Annotated in this window: 14 protein-coding genes; 7 read left to right on the plus strand and 7 right to left on the minus strand. The window is 68.2% G+C overall.

Translation table 11 applies throughout. The features are described 5' to 3' along the window. Positions 1-2: 2 nt before the first annotated feature. The 3 genes from MSPGM_RS01550 to MSPGM_RS01560 are packed head-to-tail and all read right to left on the minus strand — an operon-like array spanning position 3 to position 2,518. Complete coding sequence (locus MSPGM_RS01550; RefSeq protein WP_003600765.1) at positions 3-842, minus strand: ABC transporter permease; 840 nt, start codon at positions 840-842, stop codon at positions 3-5. 60 nt (positions 843-902) lie between these two features. After that, entirely contained in the window at positions 903-1,535 is a 633-nt protein-coding gene (locus tag MSPGM_RS01555) for a LysE family translocator (protein ID WP_003600764.1), read from the minus strand. Between the two features lie 8 nt (positions 1,536-1,543). Further along, positions 1,544-2,518 carry an aliphatic sulfonate ABC transporter substrate-binding protein gene (locus MSPGM_RS01560; RefSeq protein ID WP_003600763.1) on the minus strand — a complete coding sequence of 325 codons (975 nt, stop codon included), beginning with the start codon at positions 2,516-2,518 and terminating at the stop codon, positions 1,544-1,546. A gap of 159 nt (positions 2,519-2,677) precedes the next feature. Here MSPGM_RS01560 and MSPGM_RS01565 point away from each other — a divergent pair, with 159 nt between their 5' ends. Together MSPGM_RS01565 and grpE are read left to right on the plus strand one after the other, a co-directional pair. Continuing rightward, entirely contained in the window at positions 2,678-5,464 is a 2,787-nt protein-coding gene (locus MSPGM_RS01565; RefSeq protein ID WP_003600762.1) for a [protein-PII] uridylyltransferase, read from the plus strand. Positions 5,465-5,555: 91 nt separating this feature from the next. After that, positions 5,556-6,164: a nucleotide exchange factor GrpE gene (gene grpE / locus MSPGM_RS01570; protein WP_003600761.1), complete on the plus strand. Its 609-nt coding sequence runs from the start codon at positions 5,556-5,558 to the stop codon at positions 6,162-6,164. Positions 6,165-6,271: 107 nt separating this feature from the next. On the opposite strand, the gene MSPGM_RS01575 is transcribed toward grpE, so the two are convergent. From MSPGM_RS01575 to MSPGM_RS01590, 4 genes are all read right to left on the minus strand, one after another. Then, positions 6,272-6,589: a BrnA antitoxin family protein gene (locus tag MSPGM_RS01575; RefSeq protein WP_003600760.1), complete on the minus strand. Its 318-nt coding sequence runs from the start codon at positions 6,587-6,589 to the stop codon at positions 6,272-6,274. Further along, positions 6,579-6,854, minus strand: coding sequence for a BrnT family toxin (locus MSPGM_RS01580; protein ID WP_003600758.1), 276 nt, complete (start codon positions 6,852-6,854; stop codon positions 6,579-6,581). Before MSPGM_RS01580 ends, MSPGM_RS01575 begins: the two co-directional genes overlap by 11 nt. A 91-nt stretch (positions 6,855-6,945) precedes the next feature. Continuing rightward, positions 6,946-7,803, minus strand: coding sequence for a prephenate dehydratase (locus MSPGM_RS01585; RefSeq protein WP_003600757.1), 858 nt, complete (start codon positions 7,801-7,803; stop codon positions 6,946-6,948). A 16-nt stretch (positions 7,804-7,819) separates the two neighbouring features. After that, the gene (locus MSPGM_RS01590; RefSeq protein ID WP_003600755.1) at positions 7,820-8,563 is read right to left on the minus strand and encodes a 3-deoxy-manno-octulosonate cytidylyltransferase; all 744 of its coding nucleotides are present in this window, start codon (positions 8,561-8,563) and stop codon (positions 7,820-7,822) included. Positions 8,564-8,870: 307 nt separating this feature from the next. Here MSPGM_RS01590 and MSPGM_RS01595 point away from each other — a divergent pair, with 307 nt between their 5' ends. The 5 genes from MSPGM_RS01595 to MSPGM_RS01615 all read left to right on the plus strand — a co-directional run bounded on the left by MSPGM_RS01595 (position 8,871) and on the right by MSPGM_RS01615 (position 15,507). After that, complete coding sequence (locus MSPGM_RS01595; protein WP_003600753.1) at positions 8,871-9,788, plus strand: c-type cytochrome; 918 nt, start codon at positions 8,871-8,873, stop codon at positions 9,786-9,788. A gap of 172 nt (positions 9,789-9,960) precedes the next feature. After that, positions 9,961-11,874: an extracellular solute-binding protein gene (locus tag MSPGM_RS01600; RefSeq protein ID WP_261926134.1), complete on the plus strand. Its 1,914-nt coding sequence runs from the start codon at positions 9,961-9,963 to the stop codon at positions 11,872-11,874. Then, positions 11,871-13,745, plus strand: a complete 1,875-nt coding sequence (locus MSPGM_RS01605) for an extracellular solute-binding protein (protein ID WP_003600750.1) — start codon at positions 11,871-11,873, stop codon at positions 13,743-13,745. Before MSPGM_RS01600 ends, MSPGM_RS01605 begins: the two co-directional genes overlap by 4 nt. Positions 13,746-13,837: 92 nt before the next feature. After that, positions 13,838-14,935 carry a microcin C ABC transporter permease YejB gene (locus MSPGM_RS01610; RefSeq protein WP_003600749.1) on the plus strand — a complete coding sequence of 366 codons (1,098 nt, stop codon included), beginning with the start codon at positions 13,838-13,840 and terminating at the stop codon, positions 14,933-14,935. A gap of 68 nt (positions 14,936-15,003) precedes the next feature. Further along, the gene (locus tag MSPGM_RS01615) at positions 15,004-15,507 is read left to right on the plus strand and encodes a GNAT family N-acetyltransferase (RefSeq protein ID WP_003600748.1); all 504 of its coding nucleotides are present in this window, start codon (positions 15,004-15,006) and stop codon (positions 15,505-15,507) included. Positions 15,508-15,530 lie beyond the last annotated feature (23 nt).

Raw genomic sequence — 15,530 nt, forward strand, 5'->3', positions numbered from 1 at the left:
GCTCACAGTGTCTCCCGCGCCGTATCCTGCCAGCGCACCAGCGGGCTGGTCAGGGCGACGAGCCCGGCATCGGCCGCCTTGCCGACCACGGCGAAGCTGATGATCGCGGCCAGGATCTGGTCGGGCTTGCTAAATTGCTGGCCGTCGAGAAGCAGGTAGCCGAGCCCCTCGGAGGCCCCCATCAGTTCGGCGGCGACCACGAACAGGAAGCCGAGGCCGAGCCCGGTGCGGAGCGCCGTCAGGGTGGCCGGCAGCACGGCCGGTAGGAGGATGCGCCGGGCGAGCGCGACCTTCGAAAGCCGGAAGATGCGGCCGACCTCCACCAGCTTGCGATCGACCGAGGCGATGGCACCGGCCACGCCGATGTAGACGGGAAAGAACACCCCGACCGCGATCAGGGCGACCTTCGGCGTCTCGAGAATGCCGAACCACAGGATGAACAGCGGCACCCAGGCGAGTGAGGGGACGGCGCGCAGGGCCTGAAGGCTCGGATCGACCAGCCAGCGCAGGGTCGGCAGCGTCGCGGTGAGCGCGCCCGCGAGGATGCCGGCGCCGGCCCCGAAGGCGAAGCCGAGGCCGACGCGGATCAGGGTCGCCTCGACATGGGTCCAGAGTTCGCCCGAGGCCGCGAGCGTCCAGAGCGCGGCCGTGACCCGGCTCGGCGGCGGGAGCAGGCGCCCGGAGGCGAGCCCGGCCGCGACAGCCACCTCCCAGCCGAGCGCCAAGACGAGCGGTAGCAGCAGGCCGAGCGCCAGCCGCGCCCCGCCCCCCAGAACAGCGGAGCGACGCGCAGGAACCGCCTTCGGCTCCGTGTCGTCGGAGAGAACGGTGGTGACGCTCATGCCAGGGTGCCGCGCCGGATCTGCATCGTGTTCTCGAAAAGACTCGGCCGGGTCGGCCGTTCAGCGCCGCGCATCGGTCGCCGCGCCCAGCGCGAGCCCCGCCAACACCGTCCCCATGAACCAGCGTTGCGCGAGGAGCCAGAGGGGCCGCCCTTTTAGGAACGCAGCGACGGACCCGGCGGACAGAACGATCACCGCGTTCACCGTGAGACTCACCGCGATCTGGAGAAGGCCGAGCGCAAGGGATTGCGTCAGCACCCCGCCCGCCGCCGGATCGATGAATTGCGGCAGCAACGACAGGTACATCACCGCGATCTTGGGGTTCAGCACGCTCGTCAGGAAGCCCATGGCGAAAAGCCGCCCCGCCCCGTCGGGCGGCAGCGGGCGGGTGTCAAAGGGCGAGCGCCCGCCGGGCCGAACGGCCTGCCACGCAAGGAAGAAGAGATAGGCCGCCCCGGCCAAGCGCAGGGCATCGTAGGCGAAGGGCACCGCCACGAGGAGGGCGGTGATGCCGAAGGCCGCGCAGAGCAGGTAGACGACGAAGCCCGCCGCGACACCCGTCAGCGACACCAACCCGGCCGCTCGTCCCTGCACGACGGTGCGCGAGACGAGGTAGGCCATGTTCGGGCCGGGCGTCAGCACCATGCCAAGGCAGACCAGGGCAAAGGCGGCGAGGTGCGCGGCGTCCGGCATTAGCAGGCTCAGCGGGTCGGGGCCGGGTTGAACTGCGGATCGATCAGACCCTCCACCGCCGCCGCCACGTCGGTGGACGCGGGGATGACGCCCGCCTGCTGCAGGGCAAGGCCGGCGGCGCGGATGCTTTCGGCCTGGGCCGAACCAACGGCGGGCTGGCTCAGGTCCGTGCGCTCGATCTGCTTGGCGATGACCGCCTCGGGCAGCTTGGTGGCCGAGACGAGCGCGCCCTTCAGGGCGTCCGGGTTGGCGAGCGCGTAGGCGCGGGCCTGTTCGTAGGCGGCAATGACCACCTTCACGAGATCGGGATGCGCCTTGGCGAAATCCTCGCGCACGTCGAGCACGCCCCAGGTGTTGGCGGCGGCATCGCGGTGGAACAGCACGTCGCCGCTCTCGATCTCGGCGGCGGCCATCATCGGATCGAGTCCGGCCCAGGCATCGACGTCGCCGCGGTCGAGCGCCGTGCGGCCGTCGGCGTGCTGGAGCAGGACGAGCTTGGCGTCCTTCTCGGTGAGCCCGGCACCCTGGAGGGCGCGGATCAGGAAGATGTGGGGATCGGTGCCGCGGGTGACGGCAATGCGCTTGCCCTTGAGGTCGGCGGGTTTGCCGATCCCGGTCTCCTTGCGGGTGACGAGCGCGGTCCATTCCGGCCGGGAATAGGCGTAGACGACCTTGATCGGGTTGCCGTTGATGCGTGCCAGGAGTGCGGCCGCCCCGGCCGAGGAGCCGAAATCGATGGCGCCGCCGTTCAGGAATTCGAGCGCCTTGTTGGAGCCGAGCGACTGGACCCAGCGCACCTTGATGCCGCGGGCCTTCAACGCCTCTTCCAGAAAGCCCTTCTCCTTCAGGACCAGGCTGACCGGATTGTAGGTCGCCCAGTCGAGCCGGATCTCGGAGACGTCGGCAGCCCGCAGGTTCGAACCGGTCGCGAGGAGGCCGAACAATCCGGCGAAGGCGGAGAGGACGGTGCGGCGTCGAATCATGCGGCTGTCTCCCATGTCGGCCCGGCTTATTGCCGGATCCACCTGATGGCTAGAACAGTCACGTTCGTTTCGTCAAACGAAAAATCCGCGAAACAGAACGGCTGAGTTGCCTGCAACCGCCCGATGCCGCCGCCGGCTTTACATGCTAACGGGACGGCCATGTTCGACCCCGTTCCCGTCCTGGAAAAGATCGTCGCCTCTCTCGACCGCGACGCCCGCGAGCCGACCAAGCTGCGGGGGCTCCTTGTGCCCGAGTTGCGCAAGGTGATCGAGACCGGTCACGCGGAGGCCGAGCGGCTTCTCCTCAAGGAACGCGACGGCCTCGCCTGCGCGCAGCGTCTGAGCCGCCTCACCGATGCGGTGGTGCGGGCGATCTACGACGCCGTGGTCTGGCGCCTCTATCCCAACGACAACCCGTCCACCGGCGAGCACCTCGCGATCGTCGCGACAGGCGGCTACGGCCGGGGTACGATGGCGCCGGGCTCGGACATCGATCTGCTGTTCCTGCTGCCCTACAAGCAGACCGCATGGTCCGAGAGCGTCGTCGAAGCGATGCTCTACGTGCTGTGGGACCTCAAGCTGAAGGTCGGCCACGCGACGCGCTCCGTCGAGGAATGCCTGCGCGAGGGCCGCGCCGACATGACGATCCGCACCGCTTTGCTGGAATCCCGCTTCCTGTTCGGCTCGCGCTCGCTGTTCGAGGAGATGGTCACCCGCTTCGACACCGAACTGGTGATCGGGTCGGCCTCGGAGTTCGTGGACGCCAAGCTGCGCGAGCGCGATGCCCGCGTCGCCAAGGCGGGCGCCTCGCGCTACCTCGTCGAGCCCAACGTCAAGGACGGCAAGGGCGGCTTGCGCGATCTCAACACCCTGTTCTGGATCGCGAAATACACCTATCGCGTGCGCAATCAGGCCGAGCTGGTCCATGCCGGGCTGTTCACGCCGGACGAGTACCGCCTGTTCGAGCGCTGCGAGGAGTTCCTGTGGCGGGTGCGCTGCCACATCCACTTCGTGACCGGGCGGCCGGAGGAGCGGCTGTCGTTCGGGCTGCAGCCGAAGATCGCCGAGCGGCTCGGCTTCGGTTCCCGCGGCGGCCTCTCGGGCGTCGAGCGCTTCATGAAGGCGTATTTCCTCATCGCCAAGGATGTCGGCGACCTCACCGCCATCGTCTGCGCCGAGTTGGAGGCACGCCACGCCAAGCGCACGCCGGTGCTCGACCGCTGGATCGGCCGCTTCCGCGACCGCTTCCGCGCGACCTCGATCGAGGCCGAGGATTTCTGGATCGACAACGGCCGGGTCAACATCCGCGGCGAGGACGCGTTCGAGCGCGATCCGGTCAACCTGATCCGCCTGTTCTGGCTCGCCGACCGGCACAACCTCCCGATCCATCCGGACGCGGCGCGGCTGGCCAACCGCTCGCTCAAGCTCATCACCCACGCGGTGCGCATCGATCCGGAGGCCAACCGGCTCTTCCTCGACATCCTCACCTCGAAGAACGCGCCCGAAACGATCCTGCGATCGATGAACGAGGCGGGCGTGCTCGGCCGGTTCATCCCGGAATTCGGCCGCATCGTCGCGATGATGCAGTTCAACATGTACCACCACTACACGGTGGACGAGCATCTGCTGCGCTCGCTCGGCGTGCTCGCCGCGATCGATTCGGGCCGGGTGCGCGACGAACATCCGCTCGCCACGCGGCTCATCGATACGATCCACAACCGCCGCGCCCTCTATGTCGCGATCCTGCTCCACGACATCGCCAAGGGCCGGCCGGAAGACCACTCGATCGCGGGTGCTGCCATCGCCCGCAAGCTCGGGCCGCGTTTCGGATTGAGCCAGGCGGAGACCGAGACGGTCTCGTGGCTGGTCGAGCACCACCTGCTGATGTCGATGACCGCGCAGAGCCGCGACCTCTCCGACCGCAGGACGATCGAGAAGTTCGCGAGCGAGGTGCAGAGCCTGGAGCGGTTGAAGCTGCTCGCGATCCTCACCGTCGCCGACATCAAGGCGGTCGGCCCCGGCGTGTGGACCGCCTGGAAGGGCACGCTGCTGCGCACTCTCTACGACGAGACCGAAGTCGTCCTGTCCGGCGGCCATTCAGAAATCGCCCGCACCGACCGGGTCCGGCTGATCCAGATGGCCCTGCGCGAGCAGCTCTCCGACTGGAACTCCGAGCTGTTCGACGGCTACGCCGCGCGCCACAACCAAGCCTACTGGCTCAAGGTGGATTCGACGCGCCATTTCAAGAACGCCCGCTTCCTGCGCACGGTGATGGAAGAGGGCCGCACCAGCGCGACGACCTACGAGACCGATCCGGTGCGCGGCGTGACCGAGCTGACGGTCTATTCCCCCGATCATCCGCGGTTGCTCGCCATCATCACCGGCGCCTGCGCGACCATGGGCGGCAACATCGTCGATGCGCAGATCTTCACGACCACCGACGGCTTCGCCCTCGATTCGATCTTCATCTCCCGCGCCTTCGAGCGGGACGAGGACGAGCTGCGCCGGGCCGGCCGCATCGCCACGGCGATCGAGCGGGCACTGAAGGGCGAGATCAAGATCGCCGAACTCGTCGCCGACAAGCACCCGAAGCAGCCGCCCAAGACCTTCCTCGTGCCGCCGGACGTGTCGATCGACAACGCCCTGTCGAGCCGTGAGACCGTGGTGGAGATCACCGGCCTCGACCGGCCGGGCCTGCTCTACGAGCTGACGACGGGGCTCAACCGCCTGAGCCTCAACATCACCTCGGCCCATGTGGCGACCTTCGGCGAGCGGGCGGTGGACGTGTTCTACGTGACCGACCTCACTGGCACTCGCGTGGTGCAGCCGGACCGCCTCGCGATGATTCGCGCTGCGGTGATGGAGGTGTTCGCCAGCGACGTCGCCGCCCTCCGAGCGGAAGGGCTCGACGCCCTCGTCGATTCGCCGCCGCCGCGCGAACTCTGACCCGTCCCTGGCACGGTGCGCTTGATTTCGGGGTTTGCCCGAATGATATCAGCCCCATCCCGGAACCCTTCGAGACCTGATCGATCGCACGATGATGGCTGACGACATGGAGAAGCACGAGCGGCACGATGGCGCGGAGGCGGAGGTTCCGCCGCAATCCGGTGCCTCGCAAGCGGGCGCGGATGCGGAAGGGCTCGCGGCCGCGATCGCCGAGCGCGACGAGTTCAAGGATCGCCTGCTGCGCACGCTGGCCGAGATGGAGAACCTGCGCCGCCGCACCGAGCGCGAGGTTGCGGATGCCCGCACCTACGCGGTGACGAATTTCGCCCGCGACATGCTCAACACCGCCGACAACATCCGCCGCGCGCTCGATAGCGTGCCGGAGGAGGCCCGCGCGGGTGCCGAGGGCCCCTTCAAGGGTCTGATCGAGGGCATCGACCTGACGGAGCGGGATCTCACCAAGACGCTCGAGCGCCACGGCGTGAAGGTGGTCGATCCCAAGGGCCAGCGCTTCGACCCGAACCGCCATCAGGCGATGTTCGAGGTACCCAACACCGAGGTTCCCAACGGCACCGTCGTCCAGGTGGTGCAGACCGGCTACGTCATCGGCGACCGGACCCTGCGCCCGGCTCTCGTCGGCGTCTCCAAGGGCGGCCCGAAGCCCGAGGCCAACAAGGACAAGTCCGCCGACGCGGCGTGAGCCGCGAGGGCAGCCGATCGCCGGTTTAGAGTGCCTCACGAAACTCCCGATCTTCGACCGTTCTCGCTCTAGCGAGGACGGCGCAACGGGAGCTTTGTCAGAGACACTCAGTCGGGAAGATCGGCCGCGGCCCGGCGCAGGGCTTCGTTCATCCGAGACTGCCAGCCCGGACCGGTCGCCCTGAAACGAAGCAGGACGTCCTGATCGAGCCTCAAGCTGACGAGCTGTTTGGTCGGAGCGCTTTGGGGGCCGCGGGTGCGGCGCAGTTTCTCTGCGAGGACGGGAAAGGCCTGTTCGAAGGGCACGGCGCTTCGAAAGTCCGCTTCGGTCCATTCCGGATTGTCGGGATCGGCCGCGATGCCGGCTTGGATCCCGGCCTCCTCCGAGGTCGTGGTCGGTCTCCGATCGGGCTTGTCAGCGGGCATAGTAGAGCCTCCGTTCGCTCCGGCTGGCTCGGCGCAGGCTGATGAGCGAGATCGCTTCCCGTCCCAAGGGAGCGATGATCGCTGCCACCACCGTCTGTCCGTCGAACTCGCCGATGATCTTCATTCGGGCTGAGCCAGTGGCGCTCGGTTGGGCAACCGCGACAAGAGCGGTCTCGAAGTCGAAGCCCGCCTCGAAATCCGCGAAGTCGAGACCGTGCTTTTGCAGGTTGGTCAGGCGCTTGGGCTCGTCCCAGACAATCAACATCTGAAACGTAGCTCCGTTCGATCGTCGCGGCAATCAGTTTGTAGATACAATCCGATCGTCCTGCGGCGAGCGCAGTCAGTCGAGCCGCGCTTTATTCCGCCGCCTGCCGCGTCGTCTCGCGGAACGGGTGGGCCGGATAGGTGCCGATGATGCGCAGCTCCTTCGAGAAGTAGCGCAGCTCCTCGAGGGCCCGGCGCAGGCCGTCATCCTCGGGGTGGCCATCGACCTCGGCGTAGAACTGGGTCGCGGTGAACTGGCCCTCGACCATGTAGCTCTCGAGCTTCGACATGTTGACGCCGTTGGTCGCGAACCCGCCAAGCGCTTTGTAGAGCGCCGCCGGGATGTTGCGGACCCGGAAGATGAAGCTCGTCACCGTCGAGTCGTTACCCGGCTCGCACTCGGCGGGCTCCGGCGAGAACACGACGAAGCGCGTGGTGTTGTGCGCCTCGTCCTCGACGTCGCGCTCGAGGATATCGAGGCCGTAGACCTCGGCCGCCATGGCCGGGGCGAGCGCTGCGCGGCTGGGGTCGCGCGCCTCGGCCACCTCGCGGGCGGCGCCAGCCGTGTCGCCGGCGACCACCGCCTTGAGGCCGAGCCGCCGGATGATCCGGCGGCACTGGCCGAGCGCGTGGATGTGGCTGTGCACGCTCGTCAGCTGCTCCGTGCCCACGCCCGGTAGGGCCATGAGCTGGAAGTGGATCGGCAGGAAGTGCTCGGCGATGATGTGCAGCCGCGACGTCGGGATCAGGTGGTGGATGTCAGCGACCCGGCCGGCGATCGAGTTCTCGATCGGGATCATCGCAAGGTTCGCCTTGCCCTCGTTCACCGCGGCGAAGGCGTCCTCGAAGGTGGCGCAGGGCAAAGCGGTCCAGCCGGGATAGGCCTGCGAGCAGATGATGTGCGAGTTGGCCCCGGGCTCGCCCTGGTAGGCAATGGTGCGGTCGGTCATCGGTGCTTCGGCAGGCTCAGTTCAGGCGGCGGATGGCGAGCAGCGTGCGGGCGCGCTCAAGGTCGGCGGGGGTGTCGACGCCGAGCGGCAGGTCCTCGACGATCATCGCGTCGATGCGCATGCCGGCCTCCAGCGCGCGCAGCTGCTCCAGCTTCTCGCGTTGCTCCAGTTCGCCCTGCGGCAGGGCGACGAAGCGCGCGAGCGCCTTACGGCGATAGGCGTAGAGTCCGATATGGTGAAACAGCGGCCCGTCGCCCCAGGGGGCACGGGCGCGGGTGAAGGCGAGCGCGCGCAGACGGTTGGGTCCCACCGTGTGGCCGATGATCTTGACCACGTTGGGATCGTCCATCTCCTCGGGCCGGTGGATCACCGCGCAGAGAGTGGCGATGTCGACCTGCGGGTCGGCGAGCGGCATCACCGAAGCGGCGATGATCGCCGGGTCGATGGTCGGCAGGTCACCCTGGACGTTGACGACGACGTCGTGATTGCCGTCGGGATCGACGATCTCCAGCGCCTCCGCAAGACGATCCGAGCCGGAGGGGTGGTCGGGCCGGGTCATCACCGCCAGCCCGCCCTGCGCCTCGATCACCTCGGCGACCGCGTCGGTGTCGGTGGCGACCACGACGGGACCGATGCCGGCTTCCACGGCACGGCGCCAGACATGCACGATCATCGGCACGCCCGCGATGTCGGCGAGCGGCTTCGACGGCAGCCGGGTCGCGGCGAGGCGGGCCGGAATCAGGATCAGGGGATCGGACATGGCCTCGGGCGGCTCGGTCGAACTCAAGCGGAAGGGGTTTTAGGCACGCGGGAGCGCTCTAGCAGCGGCGGCCCGGCTTGTCATGATCGGGCGTTTCGCCCTCACAGTGCGGCAGAGCTGCAACGAAAATGCCCGCTCGCTCGAAGCGTGTGACGAATAACGGTGTGCGACAGCGCGCAGCGCGCATGGCCCATTGTCAAGATCGGGCCCGACCGGGTAATCACCCTTGAAATCCTCCAAAGTCCGGCGTCTGCCCGTCGGGCCCTCATCCGCCGGGTCCTGATCCCGCGCGCCGGAGCTGTCGAGCATGGATTCCTTCGAGCTGAACAAGGTTGCGGGCGCGGTCCTGGGTGCCCTCCTGTTCGCGGTTGGGTCGGGCTTCGTGGCGGAGCTGATCTATCACCCGAAGCCTGCCGGAAGCGCCGGCTACCCCCTGCCTGAGCCCGAGCCGAAGAGCGGTGGCGCGGCGGCGGAAGCCCCGAAGGCCGAGCCCATCGCCGTGCGGCTCGCCAGCGCCGATGCCGACAAGGGCAAGGGCGGCACCAAGGCCTGCCAGGCCTGCCACAGCTTCGAGAAGGGCGGCCCGAACAAGGTCGGCCCGGATCTCTGGGAGATCGTGGAGCGCGAGAAGGCGCATGCCGCCGGCTTCGATTACTCCGCCGCGCTCAAGGAGAAGGGCGGCACCTGGACCTACGAGGATCTCGACCACTTCCTCGAAAGCCCGAAGGGGTACGTGAAGGGCACCAAGATGGCGTTTGCCGGCATCGGCTCGCCGACGGACCGCGCCAACGTCATCGCCTATCTGCGCACGCTCGCCGACAGCCCGAAGCCGCTGCCGGCCGCCGAGAAGAAGGCTGAAACGGCGCCGGCGGCCGACAAGAAGGCCGAGACCGAGAAGCCCGCCGAGGGCAAGCCCGACGCCAAGAAGGCCGCCGAGGAGAAGAAGCCGGCCGGCACCAAGCCGGTGGAGAGCGCAACGGGCGACAAGAGCAAGACGCCCGAGACCAACGCGCCGCAGGGCAACACCCAATCGGGTGACGGCAAGGACACCGCCCGCCCGGTCCCGGCGCCGCAGGTCCAGCCCCAGCGCAACGAGGTCGCCCCGACCCAGGCGCCCGAGGCCAAGCCCTCGGGGGACATCCCGACCAAGGCGGATCCGGGCTCCGAGTCCACGCCGGCCACTGAGCCCCCGGCCAAGCCCGACCCCGACGCGCCCAAGCCGTAAGGCGGAGCGGCGCACGAGTTTCCGAGAAGGCCGGGCCCCTGAAGCCCGGCCTTTTTCATGTCCGGCCACGTGGCCGCGTCGGCTGCGCGCTCGCGGCGGGTGGCGCCGGCCCCGGGCTCGTCCTAGAACGACGCCCGACTGACCTCTCACGGGATCGGGAGACCGCGCCAACGTGACGGAAAACGCCGTAATTGCCCGCCGCAGCTTCCTTGCCGGAGCACTCGTCCTCCTGGGACTGCGAGGCCCCGTCTCCGCTCAGGAGCCCGCCGAATCCGCCTCGAAGGTCTCGGCGCAGGAGGCACCCGGCAATTGGCGCCACGCGCTGACTCTGCTCGGCGAGCCGAAATACGGCCCGGACTTCCAGCATTTCGACTATGCCGACCCGAAGGCGCCGGTCGGCGGCCTGGTGCGGCTCGGGTCGCAGGGCGGCTTCGACAACCTCAACTTTATCGTCAACGGCCTGAAGGGTGATCTCGAAGGCGGGATCACCCAGATCTACGACACGCTGATGGAGGATTCCGGCGACGAGCCGTTCTCCTCCTACGGCCTCCTCGCCGAGGCCGTGCGGATCGCCGAGGACGGCCAGTCGGTGACCTATCGCCTGCGGCCGAACGCGCGCTGGCATGACGGCAAGCCGGTGACCGTCGAGGACGTGATCTGGTCCTTCGACACGCTGAAGGCCAACAACCCGTTCTATGCCGCCTACTACCACACCGTGGCCAAGGCCGAGCCGGGGGCCGAGCGCGAGGTCGTCTTCCGCTTCAGCGAGGCCGGCAACCGCGAACTGCCCCAGGTGCTGGGCCAGATGCAGGTGCTGCCCAAGCACTGGTGGACCGGCACCGACAAGAACGGCAAGCCGCGCAGCCCTACCGAGACGACGCTGGAAATCCCGCTGGGTTCGGGCCCCTATCGGCTGACCAAGATCGATGCCGGCCGCTCGGCCGTCTACGAGCGCGTGGCCGATTACTGGGGCAAGGATCTGCCGGTGAACCGCGGCCGCAATAATTTCGGCACGGTCCGCTTCGAGTACTTTCGCGATGGCTCCGTGCTGCTGGAGGCGCTGAAGGGCGACCTCTACGATTTCCGCACCGAGAACATCGCCCGCAACTGGGCGACCGCCTACGACGACTTCCCGGCGGTGAAGGAAGGGCGCCTCATCAAGGAGGAGTTCCCCGGCCGCGGCACCGGCATCATGCAGGCCTTCGTGTTCAACCTGCGCCGGGACAAGTTCAAGGACGAGCGCGTGCGCCGCGCCTTCAACCTCGCCCTGAACTTCGAGGAGATGAACCGGCAGCTCTTCTACGGCCTCTACAGCCGGATCGATTCCTACTTCTACGGCTCGGACCTCGCCTCGTCGGGCCTGCCCGACGGGATGGAGAAGGTGATCCTGGAGAGCGTGAGGGACAAGCTGCCGGGCAGCGTCTTCACCGAGACCTACATCAACCCCGTCAACGACACGCCCGAGGCCGCGCGGGCCAACCTGCGCAAGGCGGTCGGCCTGCTGCGGGAGGCCGGCTACGAGCTGAAGGGCGGCAAGATGGTCGCCAAGGCGACCGGCGAGCCGCTGACCGTCGAGTTCCTCGAATTCCAGAACGTGTTCGAGCGGGTGATCCTGCCCTACGCCGCGCAGCTCAAGCTCATCGGCATCGAGTCCTCGATCCGGGTCATCGATCAGGCGCAGTACCAGAATCGCCTGCGCAGCTTCGACTTCGACATCACCACCTCGAACTGGCCGGAATCGCTCTCGCCCGGCAATGAGCAGCGCGAGTTCTGGGGCTCGGCCGCCGCCGACAAGCCGGGCTCGCGCAACATCGCCGGGATCAAGGATGCGGGCATCGATGCGCTGATCGAGAAGGTGATCTTCGCGCAGGACCGCGAGACGCTGGTCGCCGCCACGCATGCCCTCGACCGGGCGCTCCTCGCCCACAACTTCGTGGTGCCGCAATGGTCCTCTGCCGCGACGCGGACGCTGCGCTGGAACCGCTTCGGCCGCCCGGCGGTGCTGCCGAAATACGGCTCTTCCGGCTTCCCGACGACGTGGTGGTACGACGAGGCGCTCGCCGCCAAGACGGGGGCCCCGCGATGAGCGCGGGCGCGACCCGCCGGAGCGTCGTCCTCGGAACGGGGGTGCTGGCGCTCGCGGGCGCCCTGCCCCGTTCGACCCGCGCCGAGGATGTCCGCACGGCTCATGGCGGGATTCATGGCCTTTCGAGCTTCGGCGAGCTGAAATACGCGCCCGACTTCCCGAATTTCGATTACGTGAACCCGATGGCGCCGCGCGGCGGGCGCTTCTCGACAACTCTGGTTCAGACCTTCGGCAATCAGGCGTTCGACACCTTCGACACGCTCAATCCCTACGTCTTCCGCGGCAACGGCGCGGCCGGGATCAACCTCACCTTCGACAGCCTGATGGTGCGCGCGCTCGACGAGCCGGACGCGCTCTACGGCCTCGTCGCCCGCTCGGTCGAGATCAGCCCCGACGGCCTGACCTATCGCTTCGCCCTGCGTCCCCAGGCGCATTTCCACGACGGCTCACCCCTGACCGCGCGGGACGCGGCCTTCTCCCTCACCATCCTCAAGGAGAAGGGGCACCCGACGATCGCTCAGGTGATCCGCGACGTCGCCGAGGCGACGGCCGAGGGCGACGAGACCCTCGTCGTCCGCTTCGCCCCCGGCCGCAGCCGCGACCTGCCGCTGATCGTCGCCGGGCTCCCGATCTTTTCGGCCAAGTTCTTCGAAGGGCGCGACTTCGAGGCTCAGACCCTCAAGCCCCTGCTCGGCTCCGGCCCGTATCAGGTCGGGCGGATCGACATCGGCCGCTTCATCGAACTGGAGCGGGTGACCGATTACTGGGCGGCGGATCTTCCGGTGATGGTCGGGCAGAACAACTTCGACCAGCTCCGCTACGAGTATTTCCGCGACCGCCAGGTCGCCTTCGAGGCGTTCAAAGGCGGCGCCTACACCTATCGTCAGGAATTCACCTCGCGAATCTGGGCGACGGGCTACGATTTTCCCGCCGCGCGCGAGGGCCGCGTCAAGCGCGAAACCCTGCCCGATACCTCGCCCGCCAACATCCAGGGCTGGTTCTTCAACACCCGCCGCGAGGTGTTCAGGGATCCGCGCGTGCGCGAGGCGATCGGCCTGTGCTTCGACTTCCCCTGGACCAACCGCACGGCGATGTTCGGCTCCTACGAGCGCACCGTCTCGTTCTTCCAGAAGACCGACCTGATGGCGACGGGCAAGCCCTCCGCGGAGGAGCTGGCCCTGCTCGAACCCTTCAGCGGGCAGGTGCCGGCCGAGGTGTTCGGCGAGGCCTGGACGCCGCCGGTTCCGGACGGTTCGGGCCAGGACCGGGCCCTGCTCGCCCGCGCCGTGGCCCTGCTCAAGGAGGCGGGCTGCACCCGCGAGGGCGGCTCGCTCCGGCTACCGAGCGGCAAGCCGATCGAGTTCGAATTCCTCGATTCGGATTCCGTCTGGGAGCCGATCGTCCAGCCCTTCATCCGCAATCTCGGGCTGATCGGCATCAAAGCACGCCAGCGGGCGGTCGATGCCGCGCAGTATCAGGCGCGGGTGCGCGATTTCGATTTCGACATCACCTCCCGCGCCGCCTCGGGCGACGCGACGCCGGGGCCGGAGCTGCGCGAGGCCTATGGTTCGCGCGCGGCGTCGATCCCCGGCTCCAACAACCTCGCCGGCATCACCGATCCGGTGATCGACGCGCTGCTCGACCGCGTTGCCAACGCGGATTCGCGCGCGAGCCTCACCGTGGCCTGCCGTGCCCTCGACCGGGTGATGCGGGCCGGCCGCTACTGGATCCCGATGTGGTACTCGCCCGAGTACCGCCTCGCCCTGTGGGACATGTACGGCCGCCCGGCGAAGCTGCCGACCTATGGGCTCGGCGTGCCGGGCCTGTGGTGGTACGACGAGGCCAAGGCGCGCCGGATCGGCCGGGGCTGAGAGTGCCTCACGAAAACTCCCGGTCACCGACGGCTTTCGCTCTGGCGACGAAAGTGCGGCGGGAGTTTCGTGAGAAACACTGAGGATCTTCCATGCTCGCCTACATCCTGCGCCGCATTGCGTTGATGATCCCGACGATCTTCGGGATCATGCTCATCACCTTCGCCATCATCCAGTTCGCCCCGGGTGGACCGGTGGAGCGGGTTCTGGCCCAGCTCCAGGGCCAGCAGGAAGGCTCGCTCTCGCGCATCACCGGCGGCCAGGGCGATCTCGGCGGCGGGGCGGCCCGCGGCGGCGGCGAGGCCTCGAAATACCGCGGCGCGCAGGGGCTCGACCCCGCCTTCATCAAGAAGCTCGAGGCCCAGTTCGGCTTCGACAAGCCCGCCTATGAGCGCTTCGGCAAGATGCTGTGGGACTACCTGCGCTTCGATTTCGGCCGCAGCTATTTTCGCGACGTCTCGGTGCTGGACCTGATCAAAGAGAAGCTCCCGGTCTCGATCTCGCTCGGCCTATGGATGACGCTGATCTCCTACGCGATCTCGATCCCCCTCGGCATCCGCAAGGCGGTCGCCGACGGTTCGCGCTTCGACGTCTGGACCTCGGCGGTCGTCATCGTCGGCTACGCGATCCCGAGCTTCCTATTCGGCATCCTCCTCGTGATCCTGTTCGCGGGCGGCTCGTTCCTGCAGATCTTCCCGCTGCGCGGCCTCACCTCGGAGAATTTCGAGTCCCTGAGCCTCTGGGGCAAAGCCCTGGACTACGCCTGGCACCTCGTGCTGCCGCTCTCCGCCCTGGTGCTCGGCGCCTTCGCCACCTCGACGCTGCTGACCAAGAACTCGTTCCTCGACGAGATCCGCAAGCAATATGTCGTCACCGCCCGCATGAAGGGCGTGAGCGAGCGGCGCGTCCTCTACGGCCACGTCTTCCGCAACGCGATGCTGATCGTCATCGCCGGCTTTCCCGGTGCCTTCATCACCGCCTTCTTCACCGGCTCGCTGCTGATCGAGACGATCTTCTCGCTCGACGGGCTTGGGCTTCTGTCGTTCTCCTCCATCGTCGGCCGCGACTATCCGGTGGTATTCGCCACGCTCTACATCTTCTCCCTGCTCGGTCTGGCCGTGAATCTACTCTCCGACCTCACCTACACATGGATTGATCCGCGCATCGATTTCTCCGCGCGCGGCGCCTGACGCGCGCCTCTGTTTGCCGACTGCGCAGCCGGCTGCTATCGGCGCGCATTCGCCGCCGGACGCCGCCCGTGACCGCCCTCCCCCTCGTCATCCGACCCGAGCATCCGGACGACGCCGCGGCGATCGAGCGGCTGCACGCCCGCGCCTTCGGCCCCGGCCGCTTCGCCCGTACCGCCTACCGCCTACGCGAGGGCGTCGCGCCTCTGCCTGATCTCTGCCTGACCGCGCTGGTCGGCACCTATCTCGTCGGCTCGGTGCGGATCGGCCCGGCCGAGGCGCAAGGCGGATCGCTCCTCGTGCTCGGGCCGCTCACCGTCGATCCGAGCTTTTCCGACCGCGGCATCGGCACCAGCCTGATGCAGGCGAGCCTCGACGCCGCCCGCGCCGCGGGACACGGCCTCGTCGTCCTCGTCGGCGACGCGCCCTATTACCGCCGCTTCGGCTTTGTGCCCGTGCCCGCGGGCCGGCTGATCCTGCCGGGCCCGGTCGATCCCGCGCGCTTCCTCTGGCTCGAACTCAGGGATGGGGCGAGCGCCGGCCTCTCCGGCGCAATCCGGCCGCGACGCGTATAGCCGGCTGCGGGCGCGCGCCTCCG

The organism is Methylorubrum sp. GM97, from assembly GCF_024347855.1.
Lineage (GTDB): Bacteria > Pseudomonadota > Alphaproteobacteria > Rhizobiales > Beijerinckiaceae > Methylobacterium > Methylobacterium extorquens.

Excerpts from the sequence above, each read along its gene's own strand:
- MSPGM_RS01550 (WP_003600765.1), bottom strand. The coding sequence starts at position 842 with ATGAGCGTCACCACCGTTCTCTCCGACGACACGGAGCCGAAGGCGGTT.
- MSPGM_RS01565 (WP_003600762.1), top strand. The coding sequence starts at position 2,678 with ATGTTCGACCCCGTTCCCGTCCTGGAAAAGATCGTCGCCTCTCTCGAC.
- MSPGM_RS01580 (WP_003600758.1), bottom strand. The coding sequence starts at position 6,854 with ATGTTGATTGTCTGGGACGAGCCCAAGCGCCTGACCAACCTGCAAAAG.
- MSPGM_RS01555 (WP_003600764.1), bottom strand. The coding sequence starts at position 1,535 with ATGCCGGACGCCGCGCACCTCGCCGCCTTTGCCCTGGTCTGCCTTGGC.
- MSPGM_RS01560 (WP_003600763.1), bottom strand. The coding sequence starts at position 2,518 with ATGATTCGACGCCGCACCGTCCTCTCCGCCTTCGCCGGATTGTTCGGC.
- MSPGM_RS01585 (WP_003600757.1), bottom strand. The coding sequence starts at position 7,803 with ATGACCGACCGCACCATTGCCTACCAGGGCGAGCCCGGGGCCAACTCG.
- MSPGM_RS01595 (WP_003600753.1), top strand. The coding sequence starts at position 8,871 with ATGGATTCCTTCGAGCTGAACAAGGTTGCGGGCGCGGTCCTGGGTGCC.
- grpE (WP_003600761.1), top strand. The coding sequence starts at position 5,556 with ATGATGGCTGACGACATGGAGAAGCACGAGCGGCACGATGGCGCGGAG.
- MSPGM_RS01610 (WP_003600749.1), top strand. The coding sequence starts at position 13,838 with ATGCTCGCCTACATCCTGCGCCGCATTGCGTTGATGATCCCGACGATC.
- MSPGM_RS01575 (WP_003600760.1), bottom strand. The coding sequence starts at position 6,589 with ATGCCCGCTGACAAGCCCGATCGGAGACCGACCACGACCTCGGAGGAG.
- MSPGM_RS01590 (WP_003600755.1), bottom strand. The coding sequence starts at position 8,563 with ATGTCCGATCCCCTGATCCTGATTCCGGCCCGCCTCGCCGCGACCCGG.
- MSPGM_RS01605 (WP_003600750.1), top strand. The coding sequence starts at position 11,871 with ATGAGCGCGGGCGCGACCCGCCGGAGCGTCGTCCTCGGAACGGGGGTG.